This is a genomic window from Gillisia sp. Hel_I_86, assembly GCF_007827275.1.
In the GTDB taxonomy this organism is placed as follows: domain Bacteria; phylum Bacteroidota; class Bacteroidia; order Flavobacteriales; family Flavobacteriaceae; genus Gillisia.
The window spans coordinates 2,902,269-2,926,130 of sequence record NZ_VISE01000001.1 but is presented as its reverse complement, the minus strand read 5'-3'; the positions used below and the strand labels follow the sequence as shown (position 1 = coordinate 2,926,130).

Here is a 23,862-nt window from a genome sequence, read left to right as displayed (position 1 = left end):
AACCTATTCGGCATTTCTCTCTACATATTTTATAATTTGAAGGGCAATATTTTTCCCCGTTGCTTTCTCGATTCCTTCCAATCCTGGAGAAGAATTCACTTCCAAGATAAGTGGGCCTCTGGCCGATTGTAGCATATCTACCCCGGCAACTCCCAATCCCATAACACGGGCAGCTTTAAGTGCCGCATTTTCTTCTTCATCGGTAAGTTCTATGATCTCTGCAGAACCTCCCCTATGCAAATTAGACCTAAATTCCCCATCCTTTCCTTGCCTTTTCATAGCTCCCACGACTACTCCATCTACCACAAAGGCACGAAGATCTGCACCTTTTGCTTCTTTGATAAATTCCTGAACGATCACTCTTGCTTGCAAGCCATTAAAAGCCTCTAAGATGGATTCAGCCGAATTTCTGTTATCTGCCAGTACCACTCCCAGACCTTGAGTTCCTTCCAGTAGTTTAATCACCAAGGGAGCACCCCCAACCTTATCTATCACACTACTCACATCTTTGGAATAGTTACTAAATACGGTTTTAGGCAATCCTAAACTTGCTCTGGAAAGTATTTGCAAACTTCTTAATTTATCTCGGGATCTCACCAAGGCTTGTGATTCTGTAGCGGTAAAAACTTTCATCATCTCAAATTGACGAACTACGGCAGTACCAAAAAATGTTACCGAGGCACCAATTCTTGGGATTACACCGTCTATATCTGTAAGTTCTTTCCCTTTATAAATTACGATAGGTTTTTTCTTTTCGATAACAAGATCGCATTTTGTATGATCTACGACCATCATTTCATGTCCTTTCTTCTCCCCAACTTCAACGAGTCTTCTTGTAGAATATAAATTTGGGTTTGCAGATAGAATTACTAATTTCATGTATTAAATTTTAAATTGTTTTGAATCGTAAGGAAGAGGAATTACATTAAAATAAAACTTCCGGCAGAAAGGTGTTTTTTATAGGTTGATAAGTTACAGCGCAAAGAAACCAAAACTGAAACTATTAAAGTTAAACTTTCGATAAAAAAAAGAGTTGCCTGTAAAAAAGCAACTCTAAATATCTTCAATTCGAATTTTTATTTAATTTCTTTTTGCAAATACCTCGGTATAATTACTACTGTACTTAATAGAGAACTTCTTAAAACTATCCAGGAATGTGAGGGTTAAATTATCGCCAGAATTACTTCCGTTAGGCGTTAATTTAAATTGATTATCCCCTAAATTCTCCCATGTGCCATTTACAATCACAGCAACAGAACAATTAGTAGAACCTTCCCCGGCAAAAGTGGTTTTGGTATAGGTTTTCGTATTGGTAAAAGTATATCTGATTTGGTTACTATTGGTTACTACACGTAACATTTTCTATTAAATCCCCGCTCTGTATATAATAGTCCAGATCCCACGTTCCATACAAACTAGTAGTTTCAATTGGTGGGGAAGAATCATCGTCTCCCGAACAAGATGTGAAGAACAAAACGGGCAATGCAAGAAGTATCAAAAGTGTTTTTTTCATGGGTGCTTATATTTTTTAATGTTGGGTGGAAACCTTTCTTAAATTTTTCGGCTAATTTATTCCAATCAAATGAATTAGCAAGCTTTAATTTTATTATTTGATCCCTGATTTTATTATCAAAAGTCATTCCCGGTTTTCGGCTTTTCGCTTTCTTTCTTTTTTTAATACTTTTGAGCTTAAGTAAAACCATATCATGCCTCATCAACATTTCAAGATCTATAAACCCTACGGATATCTTAGTCAGTTTGTTTACAATCAGAATACCCGAAGGAACAAAAAATTACTGGGGGAATTAGGAACATTTCCAGAAGGCACGATGTCTATTGGGAGATTAGATGAAGATTCCGAAGGTTTATTGTTCCTTACCACCGATGGAAAAATGAGTGACACGGTAAGGAGCTCGAAAGTTGAAAAGGAATATTATGTTCAGGTAGACGGTTTAATAACCCAAGCTGCAATTTTAAACTTGCAAAAAGGAGTTGAAATAGGGATTAAAGGAACAAAATACATGACCAAGCCTTGTAAAGCACATAACTTGGAAAAAATTCCTCAATTCCCGGCACGAAGCAAAAAAATAAGGGACGAGCGTCATGGACCCACAAGTTGGATTGCTATTACATTAACCGAAGGTAAGTTTAGGCAAGTAAAAAAAATGACCGCGGCGGTTGGATTTCCAACCTTGAGACTAGTAAGATACCGCATAGCAAATGAGTATATAGACACTTTACGACCAGGAGAAATTTTCAGGCTTAGAAATTTTAAGCTATAAAATTTCCTTTAAGGTTAATTCTTCTGCTAGGATTTCTTTAAATACTTTGCCAAAGAATATAAATGTTTCTTTAGCTTTTTCTACAGCTTGATTTATTTCTTCTTCGGAATACTGAGTGTTCTTTACTTGTTTACAAAACTGTTTCCAACCATTTATATTAGTACGGTCTCCATTAAAGAAATGATGAATTTTAATATCATTAAGTTGAATACAGTTACTTAATTCCTTTGCAATCATAAGGCCTCCTAGAACCGATCCTTCCACTACATAGGCAGCACCCAGAGCCCCCATTTTATTTTGGCAATTAAATTTCGTTTTAAAATCCCTTAGTCTTATTATATCAACCTTCAGAAAATCCAGATCTTTTTTCAACTGATCGCTTTTACCCGTTTTGTAATCTTCCATATAAGGGGACACCTCATCTTCCACCACTTTATAAGCAATATAGTTTTGCAGCAACAACGTTTTATATTGGTTCCTGGAGATACTGTGGTCCATAATAAGTCCTGCAAGATTCTCTTTTTCTATTTCCTTGTGCAGGGATTGTGTATGCGCTCTTAACTCACTTAACATCATCGTCCAATTCTATTTCATCAATATTTTTTTTGATCTCTTTTAAATTCTCCCGCTGTTCTTCGTTCTCGCCTTTTATATTATCCAGATACTGATAAATTTGATTTACAGCAATTCTATTTTTTCGCACTTTTTCCCTCACGATTTCCTGTTGCGAGATATTAAAAACAACCCTTTTTAGCAAGGGCCTTAATTTATCTTGCAGTTGATGCATATTTTTCTTTAATATGAATCCGCTAGCGCCAGACAATATGGTATTCGCAGCCAATTCTTCATCTTCTATGGTACCTGTAATAAAAATAAAAGGCATATTTATATCATACTCCTGCGTGGCTTTTAAAATATCCAAGCCTGTACAGCTTGGTAAATTATAATCTGAAAGGATCACATCTGGTATAAAGTTTTGTAAAGCCGCCTTAAAATTAATCAGGTTGTCTACCACTTTTATTTCCGGAGCCTCCACTATAGCATGTAAGTGATACGTTATAAGCTCCGCATCGGTTTTATGGTCTTCAGCTATCAGTATGCGTAATGGTATGGTTATCATATTTAAACCAATAAAATGAATACATTATTAATTCCAATCTGGGAAGGTAAAATAAAAACCAGCCCCTTTATTTGGTTCAGATTCCACTCTCAATGTTCCCTTATGAATGTCAATTACTTTTTTAACAATAGCAAGTCCAATTCCAGAACCCGAATATTCTTCACCAACTAATCTGGAGAAGACATCGAAGATCTTATTATTTAAGGAGGGATCTATCCCAATACCATTATCTTTTACAAAAAAAACAGGGCCTTTATCGTCTCTTAAATAACCAACTTCTACCAAAGGTAACTCAACTTTAGCTGAATATTTAAAAGCATTGCTTATTAAGTTATTTATTAATTGTGAGATCATCCTTTTGTCTCCTTCAATTTTGGGCATATCGGGAGCTAGCTGTAGCTTCGTGTTAGGATATTCCTTTTCTAAATTGTGTTTAACCACTATATCTTCTACCAACTTTTCAATAGAAATTAATTCTGGCTTCATCACATTTTTACCAACGCTGGAATAAGTTAAAATATCCTCGATTAACCCATCCATATCCTCTGCAGATTTCACAATGGTCTCTATGGCATGCTTGCTGTAATCATCCAGTTCCTTTATATGATGATCTCTTAAAATTCTAGCGTACCCATCTATTCCCCTTAAGGGCGCCCTCAGATCATGAGATATACTATAACTAAAGGTTTGTAATTCTTGATTAGCTTCTATCAATTGATCGTTGAGATGTAAAATCTCATCCCTTTGCTTTTTTACGATCATGTGGGTAATGCTTTCTTGTAAGGAAGCTACGGCTTCCAGATCATAATTTTCCCATTGTTTAGAAATACCTGCATTTTGCTGCGTCCACTTTTCAAAAGATTTTCTAGGACTTAAATATTCTATTCCTTCCTTTACAAACCCAATTTTTTCTGGATTACCGCCCCATGTAACAGTTTCAGAAATCTCTGGCCTAAACCATAATAAATAGGAGTTTTTGCCATCTTTTAATTGAAGACTCAAAAGACCAGAAGCAAATTTGGTGTAGGCTTTGGCTTTTGGATATTGAGATCCAAGATTTTTTGTGAAAAATAATTCTTCCTCTTTCTGAAAAATGTAATTTTGAAGTAGGTCTAGAACTTCCTCTTTTTGAGGAGTAGTACCTACCAATCTTAAATTCCCATCCTGATACAGGGCACCTCCACTACATTCAACAATATCTGTAAATTTTGGGTTAAATTTTAAGAGCGATTCTTTAATATTGGGTATAGATTCCATTTGGCGCACTAACTCCTTCCGAATTACTTCAGATGCCCCCATATGGTCTAAAAATGTCTTCGTGGTTTTTACCGAAAGACTATTACTAAATACCTGGGTTAAGAACCTACAGGTTTGTCGCTGAGGATAGTTTATAAATTTGGGAGCGTAATGGTGACATGCCAATAAACCCCATAATTCTCCTTCCAAGATAATTGCTACCGTAAGGCTGGCTCCTACCTTCATATTTTTCAAATATTCTATATGAATTGGAGAAACACCACGTAATTCCGATTTAGAAATATCCAAAGGCTCATTGGTAATAGGAGAGATTTCGGGAATTAGTTTAGAAGGTTTAAAATTGACATCTGCAATTATTCGTACACCTTGTTTTAAAAATAGCTCACGAGCTTGTTTTGGAATGTCGCGCGCAGGATAATGCAATCCTAACCAGCTTTCCAATCGTTCTTCCTTTACTTCAGCGATAACTTCCCCATTCCATTCATCATCAAACTTATACATCATTACCCTGTCATACTCAAACAGTTGCTTTATTTGAGCTACTGCAACATTACACATCTCATCTATAGTTTGAGTGCTTTCAATTTCTGATAAAATTGCGGTAAGCTGATTTTGAAATAAAGACGAGTGTAAAATGGTACCTGCCGGTTCGAAATCCAAAACCAGATTAGAGTCGGATAGATGGGGGATTATAAAATACTTTTTTTGATTTATTATTTCTTCATCGGGAAGAAGGGTTTTTTCATTGTTCAGCTTTTCCTTAATCTGGCCAATTTTTTCAGAAGAAATTAAAACTGAAAGATTTTTTCCCAATAGATTCTCCAAAGACAAGCCTAATAATTTCGCTACATTCCCTGTACATTGAGTTATTTCTAAATTTATTGGGTTACATACCACAATAACCCCATGAGCCTGAGATTGCCCTATAATATGTATAGGTTCTTTTTCACAATTGGTGATGGTTGTTTTTTGCGTATCCATTTCTTCTGGTGCTTTTTAATTAAGCTTTTTTAAGCTTTACATAAAAGGTACTACCAACTCCCAATTGAGAATCTACCCACACACTGCCTTCGTGCAATTGTACAATTTTCTCCACATGAGCTAGACCTACACCGGTACCCTCGTATTTATCCTGGGTACGAACCCTATTAAATATCGTAAAAATGTTCTTTTGATCTTCTTCTGAAATCCCAATTCCATTATCCATAAAAGAAAAGATCCAATGATCGCCTTCCGGATATGCAGATACCCTAATTTCTGGAGTTCTATCTTTTGCAATATACTTTAACGCATTGCTTAATAAATTCTGGAAGAGTAATCTTAATTCGATCTCATAGGCCATTAATTTAGGAAGTGCACCTATATAAACCTTTCCTTTGGTTTCTTTCAATCTCTTACCAAGATCGTATTTCACAACTTCCATAAGCTCCTTAGAGTCTACAGATACTTTCTTAGAATCCCTACCAATTCTGGAATGCTCTAATAAACCTTTGATCTGGTTGGCTAATCTGTCTGAAGCCTCATCTATATAAGAAATATACTCCTTTGCTTTGTCATCCAATTTCTCTGCATAGATCTTCCCTAAAATATCACTTCCAAATTTAATGGTAGCCAAGGGTTCTTGTAGGTCATGGGAACATATGGAAACAAATTGTTCCAGATCTTTATTTACTCTTTCTAAATCTGATTTCTGCTCTTTTAGATCTTCTTGGGCTTTCTTTAAAGCCGAAATATCTACGCAAGTAAACCTATACGCCACAATGGTATCTTCATCATCCATTTCCAAAGTAGAATTTAAAATGATTGGCAGTTTTTTTCCATCTTTGGTAATCATTTCTTGCTCTACATTTACAAGTTCTCCCCGTTCTTTAAATAATCTATTTAACTTAAGAACTTGTATCTGTGCATCATCCTCATAAAGATCGAAAATAGGTTTCCCTATAATTTCTTCTTTAGAATCGTATCCCAATTTTTCTAAAGTATGCTTATTGCACTGGTTAATATTAAGGGTAAAGGGATCTACACTTATATGCATTATAGGATCTTCCTCATAAAAAGATTTGAACCTTTTCTCGCTAACTTCTACCCTTCTTTTTGCCTTTTCTAGCGATTCCACATCCACAAACGTAATTACAACACCAGTACTTTTATCGTTGGAATCTTTAAAGACAGAAATTCTTCGTAAATAACTTCTATTATCCAGTGATCTAATATTACTAACGATGGTTTTACCAGTAGCTAAAACCTCTGTGCATTTTTCAAGCAACGTTTTGGTTTTATTAACGCCGAAATTAGAATTGAAGTTATTTATTGGGCGTCCAATATCTGAATTAATAAGACTGAAATGTTTTTTAATTGCAGGCGTGAATTTTCGAATCCGCAATTCATTATCTAAAAATATGGTGCCAATATCTGTACTTTCTAATAGGTTATTGATGTCTGCATTTAAAGAAGCCAGATCATCAATTTTCTGAATATTTTCAGCATTTACTGTATTTATTTCTTCATTTACACTTTGTAATTCTTCATTGGTACTCTGCAATTCTTCATTAGAAGCTAATAATTCCTCATTTGCAGCTTGCAATTCCTCATTGCTGGTTTCAACCTCCATAATAGAAGATTGAAGCTCTTCCTTTGTTTTTCTAAGATCCTCCTCTAATTCCAGAATATAATTTTGAGATCTACTATCTACAGTAAGCCTTTCTACAGTATCTATTTGAGAAAGTTCTAAATCTTTTTCAAGAAATGTAAGTACATAGTTTACCTCTTGATCCAAATTATGACGTTTAAAAGGTTTTACTATGAGATCTAAATTTTTGTTTTCATCTTGATGTATATAGGTAGCATCCTTATAAACCACTTTTTCGTTCTTTTTCACGGCCGCTTTTACCGTCGCTTTTACAATATGTTTAAGATCTGTACTTAACATATCCAGTAAATTGATAGAAAACCCGTTAACAGGAAGGCTTGCATATTTTCTAAATTCTCCTATTGCTTGAAGAATATTATATTCTGAATCTATAAAAACGCTGGCGCCCCCAAATTGCTCTAGAATGGCTTCGTTTAACTCATTGCTAACTTTTTGTACAGCACTTGAAACTTGAGGCCGTGAATTGGAAATTAATCTTGCATTTGATTTTTCTCTAGGCCTATTGTTTGCGGAGGAGTGAAGCACTTCGGCATTTAAGCTTTTTCTCAATAGCGTATTTCTATATATTTTCCATTTTCTATTAATCACTTCAAAACTCTCCGAATGGCTACTAACGCTTTCACTTGTTCCCAATACTAAAAAGCCATTTTCTTTTAAACTATAATGCAAAACATTTAATGCTCTTTTTTGTATACTTGGTTGAAAGTAGATTAGCATATTTCTACAAAGTACCAAGTCCATATTATGAAATGGAGGGTTCTTGATAATGTTGTGATGAGAGAATATAATCATATCCCTCAATTTTTCTACTGCCTGATACCCATTGCTTTTGGTAATAAAATATTTTTGCAGCAATCTAGGTTCTATATCTGCTACTATACTTTCAGAATAAATCCCCAATCCCCCAATATCTAAATGTTCTTGAGAAATATCTGTGGCAAAAATTTTCACTTCAATCTTTTTGTTCTGGCGCTCCAACTCTTCATTAATGTACATTGCTAAGCTATAAGCCTCTTCTCCCGTACTGCAAGCAACATCCCATATTTTAAGTTTTTCTCCATTTGCCTTGCCTGCAATAATTGTTGGAAGCACGGTTTCTTCCATAATATCCCATACAGGAAGGTCCCTAAAAAATTTAGTAACCCCAATTAAAAATTCTCTTGCTAATATTGGAATTTCAAGTGGTTGTGCTTTTAGCAAATTATAATATTCAGAAAGAGAATTACATTGACAAACATTTACCCTTCTTGCAACCCTTCTTGCCAGTGTAGAATGTTTGTACTCGTTAAAATCCACATCGGTGGTTTCGAGAATAAGATTTAAAATTTTAGAGAGCGTAACCTCGTCATATTGAATATCATCATCTGTAAAATGAAGTACTACGGGAGCATTAATGTATTTTTGAAGCTCCTTCCCCATATCCTCGGTTTTCAGGATATAATCTACCAAGCCCGTTTGAATTGCACTTTGAGGCATTCCATCAAATTTTGCTTGGGCAGGATCTTGCACCATTACCAATCCGCCATTTTCTTTTATGGTTTTAATCCCTCTGGTCCCATCGCTTCCTGTACCACTTAAGATTATTGCAATTGCTTGATCTTCTTTAAATTGTGCCAAGGATTGAAGAAACATATCTATTGGCAAGTTCAATTTTTGGCCCTTTGGCTTGTCTATCAATTGCAACTGGCCATTTTGTAGAATAAGATTGCTCGTTGTAGGAATAAGGTAGATGGTTCCCGGGTTTATTTCAGTATTCTCCTCGATTTCTTCTATAATTAGATCGGTAGATTTTTCGAGCAATTCCCCCATCATACTTTTAAAATCTGGGGATAGGTGTTGAATTACAATATATGAGTTGGTATCGGAAGATGGAATTCCCTCAAAAAAGGATTTTAATGCCTCTAATCCTCCAGCACTGGCACCTACCGCTATGAGCCTAGATTCCCGATTATTATTATTTGTTATAAAGGAAGATTTTAATGAACTTGATTGGATCATAGCTATAATTCACAATAAAAATTGAATATTGTTTAAGGTATTGAAAAATAAAAGTAACAAATTTAATTATTTTCGGGATGTATAAGAAAAAATAGATTAAAGTTTATAACTATAAATCGTATAAAAGTTAACCCAAATACTTAAATTTAAAGACGGGAGCTTTAACAAGTTTTTTAAATCATTTAAATATCAATTTTATAAATTTCAACCTGACAAATAACTTCAACAAAAAATGAAAAAAACCTTTTTAAATTATCAAAAAGCACTTGGGCTTATCGCAATTACAGTAACGGCAATCTCTCCCATGATGCAAATTAATGCCCAAGAGAACCCAAAAAACAAAATGGAAACCGAAGCAATCACAAATTCAGAAAATATCTTGTTATCCAAATGGACAGGGCCTTACAGTGGTGTACCTGCATTCGATAAAATGGAGCTTTCCAAATTGCAACCTGCCATAGAGGTGGGAATGGAAATGCATTTAAAGGAAATTCAGAAAATTGCCAGCAATCCGGATCCAGCTACCTTTGAAAACACGATAGCCGCAATGGAAAGATCTGGCAAAGAATTGGATAGGGCCTTTACCTATTATGGAATTTGGAGCAGTAATGTTTCTTCACCTGAATTTAGGGAAATACAGAAAGAACTTTCTCCAAAAATTTCAGATTATTCCTCCAAGGTCTCACAAAACAAAAAATTATTCGAGCGCGTAAAGACGGTATATGATAATTCTTTAAAGAATCCTTTAGACGAGGATCAGCAACGTGTGGTCCAACTTATCTATGAGAATTTCGACATGGAAGGCGCTAATTTAGATGAGGAATCCAAAAAACGCTATGCCGAGATCAATAAAGAACTATCTCAGTTATATACTCAGTTTTCCAACAATGTATTGCATGACGAAGAAAGCTATGTTACGTACCTAGAAAAAGATCAATTAGGCGGGTTACCAGATTCTTTTGTGAAAGCCGCTGCCAAAGCTGCAGCAGACAGGGGCAAAGAAGGGAAATATGCCATTACCAACACCCGTTCGTCCATGGATCCGTTTCTGACCTATTCTGATGAGCGAGAGCTACGGAAAAAAGTCTGGGAAACCTATTATTCTAGAGGAGATAATAATGATGAATACGACAACAATCAGTTGATATCGCAAATATTAAAACTTCGAAATGAGCGAGTTAAGTTGATGGGATATAAGAATTTTGCCGAATGGCGTTTGCAGAACAGGATGGCAAAAAATCCGGAAAACGCAATGAAGCTAATGAATGCTGTTTGGCCAGCGGCCCTTGCACGAGTAGAGCAAGAAGTGGCAGATATGCAAGCAATTGCCGAAATGGAAGATCTTGATATCACTATAAAACCTTGGGATTACAGGTATTTTGCTGAAAAAGTTAGAAAAGAAAAATACGATCTCGACTCTGATGAAGTAAAACAATATTTACAATTGGATAATCTTACACAAGCATTGTTTTTTACCGCAGGAGAATTATTCAATTTTAATTTTAGTCCGGTAGCAGAAGGAAGCGTTCCTGTTTTTCATGAAGACGTAAAAGTATGGGAAGTAACCGATAAAACTACTGGAGAGCATATTGGGCTTTGGTATTTAGATCCTTATGCACGTCCAGGAAAACGCTCTGGAGCATGGGCAACAACATATAGAAGTTACACCACTTTTGATGGTAAGGAAACCGTTTTAGCCTCAAACAACTCCAATTTTGTAAAACCAGCCCTGGGAGAACCGGCACTTATTTCATGGGACGATGCAACCACCTTTTTCCATGAGTTTGGACATGCTTTGCACTTTCTATCATCCAACGTAAAGTATCCCACATTAAATGGAGGGGTCCGGGATTACACAGAATTTCAGTCTCAGTTATTGGAAAGATGGCTATCTACAGATAAAGTGATCGATCAATTTTTGTTGCATCACGAAACAGGGGAGCCAATTCCTGCTGAATTGGTACAGAAAATCAAAAATGCCTCTACTTTTAATCAAGGATTTGGAACAACAGAATTTTTAGCTTCCGCTTTGATGGATATGAAATATCATACTATAGATCCTTCCAATATAAATCCGAAGAATTTCGAGAAAAAAGCTTTGAAGGAATTAAATATGCCTGACGAAATTGTGATGCGTCACCGTTCTCCACAGTTTGGACATGTTTTTTCCGGGGAAGGTTATGCAACTGGATACTATGGATATTTATGGGCAGATGTTTTAACTGCTGATGCCGCAGAAGCTTTTGCAGAATCCCCTGGAGGTTTTTACGACAAGGATATGGCAGCCAAATTGGTGAAATACTTATTTGCGCCAAGAAACTCTATGGATCCTGCGGAAGCATATAGGTTATTTAGAGGAAGAGATGCTAAAATAGATGCTTTAATGAGAGATAGAGGTTTTCCTGTACCTACAACTACTGAAGATAAAGAAGATCTTGATGAAGATGCAATGGAGGACATGAAAGAAGAAATGGAAGAAGATCAGGGAGATGAAAATAAGAACTAGCTAAACTGAGTTTTTTAAAAATAAAAAAGCCCGAACTCTAAAAGTTTGGGCTTTTTATATTAGAAAGGTGCTGCAATTAGTTTACCGCAGTTTCAGTCATTGTGTCTTCCCTTTCTACAGTTTCTTCGTTTAAAGTATCTATTACTTCCTCAGAGGGAGTTTCAATAACTTCTGCAGGAGTTTCAACTTCTGTTTCCATTACTTCCACTTCTTCAGTTTTCTCTGCTGAATCTTCTTTACAAGAAGTAAAACTCAGCACTAATACGATAGCTGTAAGAGCAAAAAATGATTTTTTCATTTTAAAATTTATTAATTGATTTAGTGCGCCAAAAGTAATCGATTCCAGAACACAAAAATCAAAATAAAATTTATTTAAGAAATATTTTAACAAAACATAATTAGCTGAAAAACAATATATTAACCTCTATGTCATTAAAATAAGAAATTTATGAGGCTGGGAAGATGACGTTTTATATCAAAATCAAGAACCTCGGGGCGAGCCCACGAGGTATTCATTGGAAACTATTTTTAAAAATTCGAGACAAGCCTCGGGGAATTAAACCCTCGATGAGGGATTAAATCAATTTATCCGATGGGTTTCTTTATGATGGAATAAAAGTTGTTTTAGACTTTCTAAATAGTCCAACAATACTTCAGAATTTATTTTAGGATGCTCTCTAACAGGAAGCGTTAAGGTATCTTCATCTAAAAATTTATAGATCTCGGGATATTTTGTTTCCATTTTCAAAGTGATTAAAGTGATCTCGTTTAATAATTTAGTGATACTTTCCATAACGTTTAGATTATAATATTTTTGTATATCCTCCAGTAATTTTGTTACCCTGGTCCGTGTCGGGATATTTCAGGGTCTCAATTTACTATATTGATTCTTGGTGTTATGAGATCCTGATACTCCCTAAGGGTCGGGTTAGAATGATGTTATTCACCATTTTATGATACGTTATGGATAGACCTGAATATTCACATAATACTCATGTGCCATCGTTTTAAATAAGGTAATTCTTTGATTACTTCTTGAGCTTCTTCCAGAGTGATCTCATTATGCACCTCTGCCATCTCCACAAGTTTTACCTCTAATTTGTGCATGGTTAAGGAATGGTCTGTAAATTCTCCTTTATCGAAACAACCAATACAATATTCATCATTTTTTGTTTTGTCCCTATTGGTTCCCATCGATTTCTTCCCAAATGGCAATCCGCAACTCTGGCAAATTAAAATTTCCATACCTTCTCTTTTTATAAAACTATTGGTTTAAATCCCAAAATTATAGCACCCCTTAATTTACTAAAAATTGACTTTATAACAAGTGAATTGTCACATTAAAACTTTTAAAATTTAAAAGGTAATAATTAAAAATCAAACAAGTTCAAATATCTAAATATCAATTATTTACTATTATATTCAAAAGATTTAAGAAGTTAAAAATATCTGTATAGCCGCGTTTTTTGACCTATAATAATTTCGCCCCTTGTGCGGAAGCCTCGGGATATTTTAGGGCTTCAACTTAGTATATTGATTGTTAGTGTGATGAGATTCTGGAACTCCAGACGCTTCGGGACAGAATGATGGTATATATCATTGTATGATACCTTAAAGATATACCTTAAAATATGAATTATTCATAAGGTCCTATAAGATTTTAATGATGTCTTAAATCCTTGCTATTTTTTTTTGAAAAACTTATCTTTATAAGACATAAGTGTAAAATTTTTTAAAACTTGCGATATGGCGATCTTAATTAAACAAAGTGGCTCTGCAAATGAAAAAAATGTAGAAGAACTTATTGCAGATATTCGGGAATGGGATAAAAAACTTCAAACCTGTTCCGAAGAAATTACATTTTTGAGTCAGTTTATTTCTGCGGATATCTTCCAAGAAGACTTGCCAAACCTTTATGAGAACCTATTTACCTATTCCAGTTCCCTTACAGCTTTAAAAACAGAAAAAATAGAACTCCACCAGGCTATTAGCAATCACAAAAATGATATTAATGGGATGATGGAATGTGAAGATATTTCGTGCGAATCATTTTATTATACAGAACACAAAAAATTAGAAAATAGGCTCTTTATTTTTCTTTCCAATTTCAACAAATTTCAGACAGCACTCTTTCTGTTCTGCACCAATAAACTGCGTAAGCACGATTAAGCACTTCGTTAGGTCCTGAAATTACTTCATCAGCGTACTGCCAATATTGCCCTTTTTGACATATTGGCGCAAATCCTATTTAATTAAACTATTCTTATTCATAAAGTGTTTCTAGGGGATATTATTAAATAATTATTGTTAAAATTCTTAATTCACTGAAAAAAAAATTAAATAAAAAATTTTAGCCGTTGATTCTTACCCCGCTTCAACACATTGAATACTAAATACTTAAATAAAAACCTGTGCTTCATTTTCAAAAATTTATTAAAGCATATAGGTGTAATCTATTTATTGACTTGATACTTCAAAATTCTGTTATTTCCAATCTCAAAGCTATAATCCAAACTTTTCCTATTATTTGGGCACCTAGTATGGTCTTTGTGCCACTTGTTATAGAAAATCAACCGAATTGAATTTCGGGGAAAATCATTTAATTTAAATAGCATAATGAAAATTTTAGTAATTGGAGGAGGAAATATGGGATTAACATATGCAGAAGGCATGTCCAAATCCTTTCTTTTGAACAGACACAAATTAATGATCTATGACAAATCTGAAGAATTAATAGCATCCTTAAAAGAACATTCCCACTTTAATGTTTATAATAAGATAGAAGATTGCCTACCGCAAGCAGATGTGGTTTTTATAGCGGTAAAACCTTATCACTCTGAAGTATTGTTCAACGAGATACAACCTTTGCTTAATAAAGAACAGATCTTTGTTTCTATAATGGCGGGTGTTACTATAGAAACCATTCAGAACAGCTTAAATGTAAAAAAAGTGATTAGGGCGATGCCTAATTTACCAGCGCAAGTTGGAAAAGGGGTTACTTCTTACACAGAATCTAAGGAGGTTTCCAGAATAGAACTTCTTATGGTGAGAAACTTACTAGATACCACAGGAGAATCTATTAGGGTATCTAACGAGAATTTTATAGATGCTTCTACTGGAATTTCTGGAAGCGGTCCAGCTTATGTATTTTATTTTATGCAGTCTATGTTGGAGGCAGCATTAAAAATGGGCTTTTCTACGAACGATTCTAAAATACTCGTTAGTAAAACCTTTGAAGGCGCGGTAGAATTATTCAATCAGTCAGATCTTTCCCCAAACACTTGGATGGAACGTGTAGCTTCCAAGGGTGGCACTACAAGAGCGGCATTGGATTCTATGGAAGACAACAACGTTAAAGAATTAATCAAGGATGCAGCCTATGCCGCTTTCGACAGAGCAGTGGAATTAGGTAAAGAATAAATATTTAAGAACACGAATAGTAAGATCGATAAAATGAAGAAGAAAAGAATTGTTGTAAAAGTTGGTACCAATGTAATGACCAACAAGGACAACAGAATTTTAGGACCGGTATTGAAAAATCTCGTGGAACAAATAGCTACCCTCTATGAACAAGATATTATGGTGGTGTTGGTGTCTTCTGGATCTGCAATTGCAGGAAAGGAAGTTTTAGGAGAAATAAGTATTAAAGATGAATCTAAAAGAAGACAAGTATATTCTTCGGTAGGGCAACCTAGAATGATGCGTCACTATTATAGCATATTTCATGACTACGGAATGCGGTGCGCCCAAGTACTAGCAACCAAAAGGGATTTTAGTCCAGGAATGCACCGTGAAAATATGATAAATTGTTACGAGTCCTTACTTTCTGAAGGAATTATACCCATTGCAAATGAAGACGATGCCGTTTCGGTTACCATGTCCATGTTCTCAGATAATGATGAATTGGCGAGTCTGGTTGCAGAATTGATTAAAGCTGATGCTTTGATCATTCTAAGTGACACAGAAGGTTTGTATGATGGTAACCCAGATCATGAAGATTCTATTAAATTGAATAATGTACAGATAGATGAAAATGTAGAGAAATATGTGCAAGCATCAGAAAAAGGTGAAGGCCAAGGCCGCGGGGGAATGAAATCTAAGATCAAGATCGCCAAAAGTACGGCTGCCAAGAATATCCCTACCTATATAGCCAATGGAAAACGAAAGAATATCATTCTTGATATTATGGAAGGAAAAGAAGTAGGTACTTTATTCACTGCCTAATTCCATGATTTCAGATTATAATAAATAAACATTTTAAAGAGAGAGATAACATGAAGTTGATAAAAACAGAAACAAAAAATAATGTGCTTAAAGCGATGATCCGAATTTTGGATTCCAAGCGTGCGCATATCATAGAAGCAAATAAAAAGGATTTGGATGCCTTTGGGGAAAAAGAAGGTGCCATGTACGACAGGCTTATCGTAAATAATAAAAAGGTAGATGGGATGATCCATTCTATAAAAGAGGTGATGGCGCAGGAAGATCCTGTTGGAAAAACCATTTCTCATGATATACTGGAAAGCGGATTGGATATCACCAATAAAACAGCCCCCTTTGGTAACATCCTTATTATCTATGAATCCAGACCAGATGTAACCATAGAAGCAGCTGTTCTTGCCTTTAAAGCAAACAACAAGATCTTTTTAAAAGGTGGGAAAGAAGCTATTAACAGCAACAAAATATTAGAAGAATGTTGGCATGAAGCTTTAACTGAAAACGGTCTGGAAACCAATTGGATAGAACTTTTACATTTAAATAGGGAGGAAACTCAAGGGTTCTTGAAGAATCCTCCGGTACAATTAGATCTTATAGTACCACGAGGGGGAGAACGATTGATCGCTTTTGTAAAAGAACATGCAACTGGTGCTGTTTTGGTAAGCGGGAGAGGAAACAACTTTTTATATGTTGCTGAAAATGCCGATTTTGAAACTGCCAAAAAAGTGATCTTAAATGCCAAGACCGATAAAATTTCTGGTTGCAATGCCTTGGATAAAGTATTGGTAGATCAGAATTTACCTGAATATGAATCCAGATTGAAAGAGCTTCAAAAATTATTAAAAGATCATGATGTAGAGATCCTTGTAGATGATAAGATTTCCGAAGTTTTGAATTCCGAAGAAAAGCTATCTAAGGAAGATACCTGGTATGAAGAGTTTTTAGCCATGAAAATAGTGGTTGGAAATGTAAACGGGATCGACAAGGCTATAAATAAGATCAATACATATTCTGGCGGGCATTCTGCGGTGATCATCACCAAAGATAAAACCGAAGCTTTGGAATTTATGGAGCAAGTAGATAGTGCTGCCGTGTACCATAATGCCTCTACCCGCTTCACAGATGGCGGACAAATGGGCGTGGGAGCAGAACTTGCCATTAGTACCGATAAGTTGCACCACCGTGGACCTCTTGGCCTAAAACAATTGGTAACCAATAAATACTATGTTTTGGGTGACGGGCATATTAGGGAGTAAGGCAATTAAATTACAAGCAAAAGAAACTTGTCTAAAAACGCGTCATTCTGAATTTACTTCAGAATCTCTATAAATTAGTGGTCTTACGTACAGAGACCCTGAACCAAGTTAAGGGTGACGGAATTCATCATTTAATGTAGATAAGTCAATTAAAAAGAGGTGCCAAAGGGTGCCTCTTTTTTGTTACTAAACTTACTTAACAAAAACCTTCATGAAACCGACTATCCCCCGAAGCAAGCCATAGGGGTGTTTCGCCTTCCGAGCTATCGGGGTCATTTTGGTGGCAGGAATCCAAAACCGAAATTTTATAATTTTGCCTCACCCGAAACTGCCTAAAAAGGCAGTTACGACCTCTCCCAAGGAGGGATGAACAGGAAACCCCGAGGCAGAGTCGTCCTGGGATTTTTAGATTAAAGATGCACTTAAAGAAAAATGTAATCTTAGAAATAAGTAACATCATATAAATTCTTCCCTTAGCTAAAAAAATCCAAGTTCATATACGTCTCCCTCCAGCTTTGCCTCGGTGCCGCACTACGCGGTGGCCCGGCTGCGGTCCCTGGCCGGGAGGGCCCCTTAAAAACACACTTTTCGGGACGTGGTACGATTTACTTTATATTTGAAGTCCCCACAAAACAAAAAAACCCCTCCATCGGGTGATGAAGGGGTCTTCAAAAAAAAGGCGGCGACATACTCTCCCACAAAAATGCAGTACCATCTGCGCTAACGGGCTTAACTTCTCTGTTCGGAATGGGAAGAGGTGAGCCCCGTTGCCATAGCCACCTTAAATTTAAGTGATCAGTGAGGGGCAAGGGTGATCAGAAAAAACCTGTTCACGCTTCACAATTCACTTCACGCCAAGGCGTGATAATAAGATCAACATATGGGAAACAAACAATAGAAGAATACCAGTTCGAACGATCAATGGCAAATTGGATAGGTTTTTCGCCCTCCCTTCTTCCGAAGAAAAAGGGAGAACTGCACTAAGCTTTACGGATTATTAGTACCACTCGGCTATGACATTGCTGCCTTTACACCTATGGCCTATCAACGTGGTGGTCTTCCACGGTCCTTTAAAGAAATCTCATCTTGTGGTGGGTTTCGCGCTTATATGCTTTCAGCGCTTATCCCTTCCGAACGTAGCTACCCAGCAATGCTCCTGGCGGAACAACTGGTGCACCAGAGGTTCGTCCAACTCGGTCCTCTCGTACTAGAGTCAGATCCACTCAAATTTCTAACGCCCACTGTAGATAGAGACCGAACTGTCTCACGACGTTCTGAACCCAGCTCGCGTGCCACTTTAATGGGCGAACAGCCCAACCCTTGGGACCTTCTCCAGCCCCAGGATGTGACGAGCCGACATCGAGGTGCCAAACCCCCCCGTCGATGTGAGCTCTTGGGGGAGATCAGCCTGTTATCCCCGGCGTACCTTTTATCCTTTGAGCGATGGCCCTTCCATGCGGAACCACCGGATCACTATGCCCTACTTTCGTACCTGATCGACCTGTATGTCTCTCAGTCAAGCTCCCTTATGCCATTGCACTCTGCGCACGGTTACCAAGCGTGCTGAGGGAACCTTTAGAAGCCTCCGTTACTCTTTTGGAGGCGACCACCCCAGTCAAACTACCCACCAAGCATTGTCCCCCGCAAAACGGGGTTAGGCTTCAAACAAGTAAAGGGTGGTATTTCAACAATGACTCCACCACACCTGGCGATGCAGCTTCAACGTCTCCCACCTATCCTACACATCACTTGTCCAAAGTCAATACTAAGCTATAGTAAAGGTGCACGGGGTCTTTTCGTCCCACAGCGGGTAATCGGCATCTTCACCGATACTACAATTTCACCGAGCTCATGGCTGAGACAGTGTCCAGATCGTTGCACCATTCGTGCAGGTCGGAACTTACCCGACAAGGAATTTCGCTACCTTAGGACCGTTATAGTTACGGCCGCCGTTTACTGGGGCTTCAATTCAATGCGTCGTGCAAGCACTAACATCTCCTCTTAACCTTCCAGCACCGGGCAGGTGTCAGGCCCTATACATCATCTTTCGATTTAGCAGAGCCCTGTGTTTTTGATAAACAGTCGCCTGGACCTCTTCACTGCGGCCCCCGCAAGGCGGGGGCGACCCTTCTCCCGAAGTTACGGGTCGATTTTGCCTAGTTCCTTAGCCATGAATCTCTCGAGCACCTTAGAATTCTCATCCCAACTACCTGTGTCGGTTTACGGTACGGGCTGCCACCACTTGCTTTTCTTGGAAGTCGATTTGCTGGATTGTCACGCCGGCCGAAGCTTTTGTGTACTATCGGAGTGTTGCCACTTCCTTCAACGTACTATTCCGTCAGTACGCACCAACTTTTCGCCTCCGTCACGTTCAACGTGGGGCAGGTACAGGAATGTTGACCTGTTGTCCATCCACTAACCCTTTCGGGGTCGCGTTAGGTCCCGACTAACCCTCAGCTGATTAGCATAGCTGAGGAAACCTTAGTCTTTCGGTGTGCGGGTTTCTCGCCCGCATTATCGTTACTTATGCCTACATTTTCTTTTGTAACCAATCCAGCATGCCTCACGGCACACCTTCAACTTTGTTACAATGCTCCCCTACCACTTATACCCCTAGGGTATAAATCCATAGCTTCGGTAGTATATTTATGCCCGATTATTATCCATGCCGGACCGCTCGACTAGTGAGCTGTTACGCACTCTTTAAATGAATGGCTGCTTCCAAGCCAACATCCTAGCTGTCTGGGCAGTCCAACCGCGTTATTTCAACTTAATATACATTTGGGGACCTTAGCTGATGGTCTGGGTTCTTTCCCTCTCGGACATGGACCTTAGCACCCATGCCCTCACTGCTGACCAACATTTTATAGCATTCGGAGTTTGTCAGGAATTGGTAGGCGGTGAAGCCCCCGCATCCAATCAGTAGCTCTACCTCTATAAAACTTTAAATCAACGCTGCACCTAAATGCATTTCGGGGAGTACGAGCTATTTCCGAGTTTGATTGGCCTTTCACCCCTACCCTCAGGTCATCCCAAGACTTTTCAACGTCAACGGGTTCGGTCCTCCACTATGTGTTACCACAGCTTCAACCTGCCCAAGGGTAGATCACACGGTTTCGCGTCTACCACTACCAACTATACTAGCCCTATTAAGACTCGCTTTCGCTACGGCTCCACCTCTTAAAGGCTTAACCTTGCTGGCAACGGTAACTCGTAGGCTCATTATGCAAAAGGCACGCCGTCACCCCTAAGGGCTCCGACCGCTTGTAAGCGTATGGTTTCAGGATCTATTTCACTCCGTTATTCACGGTTCTTTTCACCTTTCCCTCACGGTACTGGTTCACTATCGGTCTCTCAGGAGTATTTAGCCTTAGCGGATGGTCCCGCCAAATTCATACAGGGTTTCACGTGCCCCGCACTACTCAGGATACCACTATGGTTCATGTTCATTACCTATACCGGGCTATCACCTTCTTTGGCCACCCTTTCCAAGGTGTTCTAATTCTGTTCACAACCAACAACGTGGTCCTACAACCCCACGCGCGCCGTAACGCGCGTGGTTTGGGCTAATGCGCGTTCGCTCGCCGCTACTTGCGCAATCACTTTTGTTTTCTTCTCCTCCGGGTACTTAGATGTTTCAGTTCCCCGGGTTCGCCTTCCTTACGGAATACTATATCTTCAATATAGTGGGTTGCCCCATTCGGATACCTGCGGATCAATTTGTATGTGCCAATCCCCGCAGCTTTTCGCAGCTTATCGCGTCCTTCTTCGCCTCTGAGAGCCTAGGCATTCCCCATACGCCCTTATTTAGCTTATGTGCTTTTACCTAATTTGCTCAAATCTTGTTTTTGCCGATATGCAAAAACAACACTTTTATTATAATTGTTCTTTTGCACTTGCAATTCCTTGCAAGTACCTAATGTTCTCGTATTCTTTATTTCCCAATATGTCAATGAACGTGTGGCGAATCGCCACTGATAAATAATTATCAGTAGGCGTTTTGCCTGCAACACCCTTGTGATACATAATATATCCCAAGGCATTGCCTTGTGGAGAATAACGGAGTCGAACCGTTGACCTCTACGGTGCAAGCGTAGCGCTCTAGCCAGCTGAGCTAATCCCCCATTTTAAAGAAATTCAAAATCTTGAATTCAGAATTTAAAATGATTAGAATTCTCAACTTCTAAAATTTCCCAGTATTGTAATGAACATGTTCAATTTTGAATTCAAAACTCCGAATTCAGAATTAAAAAGTAGTCTCAGGCAGACTCGAACTGCCGACCTCTACATTATCAGTGTAGCGCTCTAACCAGCTGAGCTATGAGACTGCATCTTTAACAGTTTCAAGTTTAAAATGACAAGTTTCAAGTAATACCATTCACTCTTCACATTTCACTTTTTACTATTATAATATAATTAAATTGACAGGAATCAAGACCAAAAGGACCTCTTGAGAACCTTTTTGATGTAATTGCGTCTTGCCTTTTAAAACGGCAAAATCTCTAGAAAGGAGGTGTTCCAGCCGCACCTTCCGGTACGGCTACCTTGTTACGACTTAGCCCCAGTTACCAGTTTTACCCTAGGCGGCTCCTTGCGGTGACCGACTTCAGGTACCCCCAGCTTCCATGGCTTGACGGGCGGTGTGTACAAGGCCCGGGAACGTATTCACCGCATCATGGCTGATATGCGATTACTAGCGATTCCAGCTTCACGGAGTCGAGTTGCAGACTCCGATCCGAACTGTGATAGGGTTTGTAGATTCGCTCCTTCTCGCGAAGTGGCTGCTCTCTGTCCCTACCATTGTAGCACGTGTGTGGCCCAGGACGTAAGGGCCGTGATGATTTGACGTCATCCCCACCTTCCTCACAGTTTGCACTGGCAGTCTTGTTAGAGTTCCCGACTTGACTCGCTGGCAACTAACAACAGGGGTTGCGCTCGTTATAGGACTTAACCTGACACCTCACGGCACGAGCTGACGACAACCATGCAGCACCTTGTAAATTGCCCGAAGGAAAAGGTGTTTCCACCCCTGTCAACCTACATTTAAGCCCTGGTAAGGTTCCTCGCGTATCATCGAATTAAACCACATGCTCCACCGCTTGTGCGGGCCCCCGTCAATTCCTTTGAGTTTCATTCTTGCGAACGTACTCCCCAGGTGGGTTACTTATCACTTTCGCTTAGCCACTCAGGATTGCTCCCGAACAGCTAGTAACCATCGTTTACGGCGTGGACTACCAGGGTATCTAATCCTGTTCGCTACCCACGCTTTCGTCCATCAGCGTCAATGACTTATTAGTGATCTGCCTTCGCAATCGGTGTTCTATGTAATATCTATGCATTTCACCGCTACACTACATATTCCAACCACTTCATAAGTATTCAAGAACAACAGTATCAATGGCAATTCTATGGTTGAGCCACAGACTTTCACCGCTGACTGATCGTCCCGCCTACGGACCCTTTAAACCCAATGATTCCGGATAACGCTTGGATCCTCCGTATTACCGCGGCTGCTGGCACGGAGTTAGCCGATCCTTATTCGTAGAGTACCGTCAAGCCCCTACACGTAGGGGTGTTTCTTCCTCTATAAAAGCAGTTTACAACCCATAGGGCCGTCTTCCTGCACGCGGCATGGCTGGATCAGGCTCCCGCCCATTGTCCAATATTCCTCACTGCTGCCTCCCGTAGGAGTCTGGTCCGTGTCTCAGTACCAGTGTGGGGGATCTCCCTCTCAGGACCCCTATCTATCGAAGTCTAGGTAAGCCGTTACCTTACCTACCAACTAATAGAACGCATACTCATCTTGTAGCCATGAATGTTTAATTATAAAACAATGCTGTCCTATAATACCATGGGGCATTAATCCAAATTTCTCTGGGCTATTCCCCTCTACAAGGTAGATTGTATACGCGTTACGCACCCGTGCGCCGGTCGCCGGCTCCCGCCCGAAAGCGGGACCGCTGCCCCTCGACTTGCATGTGTTAAGCCTGCCGCTAGCGTTCATCCTGAGCCAGGATCAAACTCTTCATCGTTGATTTTTAAATGTTGCAACAATTACAAGGCCTGTTTCATTAGCTCCTCCGAAGAGAAACCAATCACTCAAAATATTCTTCTAGTCTTAATTCTTTTCTTTTGGTTTCTTCTGCCGTCCTTGCGGACAACATTGAAACGCGCTGTCAATTCAATATATCAATGAACATTTCTCCCATCTGCCCTTGCGGGCATCTTCCCTAAGGGAAGGATTATGGGAACTTCTTGTCGAAACAAAAGGAGTCGAACCTCTTCTTAACCGCCCTAGCCCAGGGACCTCTTTTCAATAACTTTTCGTGAACTTTTGATCCCGCTCAAAGCGGCTGCAAATATACAATGCTTTTTCTTTACCGACCAAAACTTTTTTGAAGTTTTTTTTGGTTAAACTTTTTGATAAAATTTATCCTCAAATCTTACATCATATCATCACTGATCAAGGAACGTATTGTAGCGCTAAACGCGGCTGCAAATATACCAACTTTAATTTTTATCCCGCAAACTTATTTTAAACTTTTTTTTAGTTGAATTTTAACCGCCAAAACCGC

Annotated in this window: 16 protein-coding genes, 2 tRNA genes and 3 rRNA genes; 6 read left to right on the top strand and 15 right to left on the bottom strand. The window is 38.5% G+C overall.

The window, feature by feature from the left end; all coding sequences use genetic code 11:
- Window positions 1-3 precede the first annotated feature (3 nt).
- From rimK to JM83_RS19175, 3 genes are all read right to left on the bottom strand, one after another.
- The gene (gene rimK, locus JM83_RS13230; protein ID WP_144962652.1) at window positions 4-879 is read right to left on the bottom strand and encodes a 30S ribosomal protein S6--L-glutamate ligase; all 876 of its coding nucleotides are present in this window, start codon (window positions 877-879) and stop codon (window positions 4-6) included.
- A gap of 201 nt (window positions 880-1,080) precedes the next feature.
- The gene (locus tag JM83_RS13225; protein WP_144962651.1) at window positions 1,081-1,359 is read right to left on the bottom strand and encodes a hypothetical protein; all 279 of its coding nucleotides are present in this window, start codon (window positions 1,357-1,359) and stop codon (window positions 1,081-1,083) included.
- Entirely contained in the window at window positions 1,337-1,513 is a 177-nt protein-coding gene (locus JM83_RS19175) for a hypothetical protein (protein ID WP_186434998.1), read from the bottom strand. The genes JM83_RS13225 and JM83_RS19175 overlap by 23 nt, the downstream gene beginning before the upstream one ends.
- Window positions 1,514-1,706: 193 nt before the next feature.
- Between JM83_RS19175 and JM83_RS13220 the strand changes: the two genes are divergently transcribed.
- Window positions 1,707-2,282, top strand: coding sequence for a pseudouridine synthase (locus tag JM83_RS13220; RefSeq protein ID WP_144962650.1), 576 nt, complete (start codon window positions 1,707-1,709; stop codon window positions 2,280-2,282).
- Here the strand turns inward: JM83_RS13220 and JM83_RS13215 are convergent.
- Genes JM83_RS13215 through JM83_RS13200 form a run of 4 tightly spaced genes read right to left on the bottom strand, consistent with a single transcriptional unit; the run spans window position 2,277 to window position 9,307 of the window.
- A complete protein-coding gene (locus JM83_RS13215; protein ID WP_261376465.1) occupies window positions 2,277-2,858 on the bottom strand; it encodes a biliverdin-producing heme oxygenase in 582 nt (193 codons plus the stop codon). The two genes, JM83_RS13220 and JM83_RS13215, sit on opposite strands and share 6 nt — an antisense overlap.
- A complete protein-coding gene (locus JM83_RS13210) occupies window positions 2,845-3,402 on the bottom strand; it encodes a response regulator (RefSeq protein ID WP_144962649.1) in 558 nt (185 codons plus the stop codon). The genes JM83_RS13215 and JM83_RS13210 overlap by 14 nt, the downstream gene beginning before the upstream one ends.
- A gap of 27 nt (window positions 3,403-3,429) precedes the next feature.
- Window positions 3,430-5,640, bottom strand: a complete 2,211-nt coding sequence (locus JM83_RS13205) for an ATP-binding protein (RefSeq protein WP_144962648.1) — start codon at window positions 5,638-5,640, stop codon at window positions 3,430-3,432.
- A gap of 19 nt (window positions 5,641-5,659) precedes the next feature.
- A complete protein-coding gene (locus JM83_RS13200) occupies window positions 5,660-9,307 on the bottom strand; it encodes a CheR family methyltransferase (protein WP_144962647.1) in 3,648 nt (1,215 codons plus the stop codon).
- Window positions 9,308-9,539: 232 nt separating this feature from the next.
- Between JM83_RS13200 and JM83_RS13195 the strand changes: the two genes are divergently transcribed.
- Complete coding sequence (locus JM83_RS13195) at window positions 9,540-11,813, top strand: M3 family metallopeptidase (protein ID WP_144962646.1); 2,274 nt, start codon at window positions 9,540-9,542, stop codon at window positions 11,811-11,813.
- Between the two features lie 76 nt (window positions 11,814-11,889).
- On the opposite strand, the gene JM83_RS13190 is transcribed toward JM83_RS13195, so the two are convergent.
- The 3 genes from JM83_RS13190 to JM83_RS13180 form a co-directional block, all read right to left on the bottom strand.
- Window positions 11,890-12,111, bottom strand: coding sequence for a hypothetical protein (locus JM83_RS13190; RefSeq protein WP_144962645.1), 222 nt, complete (start codon window positions 12,109-12,111; stop codon window positions 11,890-11,892).
- Between the two features lie 282 nt (window positions 12,112-12,393).
- Window positions 12,394-12,606, bottom strand: a complete 213-nt coding sequence (locus JM83_RS13185) for a hypothetical protein (protein ID WP_144962644.1) — start codon at window positions 12,604-12,606, stop codon at window positions 12,394-12,396.
- A gap of 188 nt (window positions 12,607-12,794) precedes the next feature.
- Window positions 12,795-13,058, bottom strand: coding sequence for a zinc ribbon domain-containing protein (locus JM83_RS13180; RefSeq protein WP_144962643.1), 264 nt, complete (start codon window positions 13,056-13,058; stop codon window positions 12,795-12,797).
- Window positions 13,059-13,559: 501 nt separating this feature from the next.
- Between JM83_RS13180 and JM83_RS13175 the strand changes: the two genes are divergently transcribed.
- The 4 genes from JM83_RS13175 (at window position 13,560) to JM83_RS13160 (ending at window position 17,287) form a co-directional block, all read left to right on the top strand.
- Entirely contained in the window at window positions 13,560-13,982 is a 423-nt protein-coding gene (locus JM83_RS13175; protein ID WP_144962642.1) for a hypothetical protein, read from the top strand.
- 447 nt (window positions 13,983-14,429) lie between these two features.
- Window positions 14,430-15,233 carry a pyrroline-5-carboxylate reductase gene (proC, locus tag JM83_RS13170; protein WP_144962641.1) on the top strand — a complete coding sequence of 268 codons (804 nt, stop codon included), beginning with the start codon at window positions 14,430-14,432 and terminating at the stop codon, window positions 15,231-15,233.
- Window positions 15,234-15,266: 33 nt separating this feature from the next.
- Window positions 15,267-16,037, top strand: a complete 771-nt coding sequence (gene proB, locus JM83_RS13165; RefSeq protein ID WP_144962640.1) for a glutamate 5-kinase — start codon at window positions 15,267-15,269, stop codon at window positions 16,035-16,037.
- A gap of 50 nt (window positions 16,038-16,087) precedes the next feature.
- Window positions 16,088-17,287, top strand: a complete 1,200-nt coding sequence (locus tag JM83_RS13160) for a glutamate-5-semialdehyde dehydrogenase (protein WP_144962639.1) — start codon at window positions 16,088-16,090, stop codon at window positions 17,285-17,287.
- A gap of 674 nt (window positions 17,288-17,961) precedes the next feature.
- Here the strand turns inward: JM83_RS13160 and rrf are convergent.
- The 5 genes from rrf to JM83_RS13135 all read right to left on the bottom strand — a co-directional run bounded on the left by rrf (window position 17,962) and on the right by JM83_RS13135 (window position 23,319).
- Window positions 17,962-18,071: ribosomal RNA gene (gene rrf, locus JM83_RS13155) — 5S ribosomal RNA — on the bottom strand.
- Between the two features lie 192 nt (window positions 18,072-18,263).
- Window positions 18,264-21,106: ribosomal RNA gene (locus JM83_RS13150) — 23S ribosomal RNA — on the bottom strand.
- 231 nt (window positions 21,107-21,337) lie between these two features.
- Window positions 21,338-21,411, bottom strand: a tRNA-Ala gene (locus JM83_RS13145).
- A 130-nt stretch (window positions 21,412-21,541) separates the two neighbouring features.
- Window positions 21,542-21,615, bottom strand: a tRNA-Ile gene (locus JM83_RS13140).
- A 178-nt stretch (window positions 21,616-21,793) separates the two neighbouring features.
- Window positions 21,794-23,319: ribosomal RNA gene (locus tag JM83_RS13135) — 16S ribosomal RNA — on the bottom strand.
- Together the 16S, 23S and 5S rRNA genes with 2 tRNA genes alongside form the textbook arrangement of a ribosomal RNA operon.
- Window positions 23,320-23,862 lie beyond the last annotated feature (543 nt).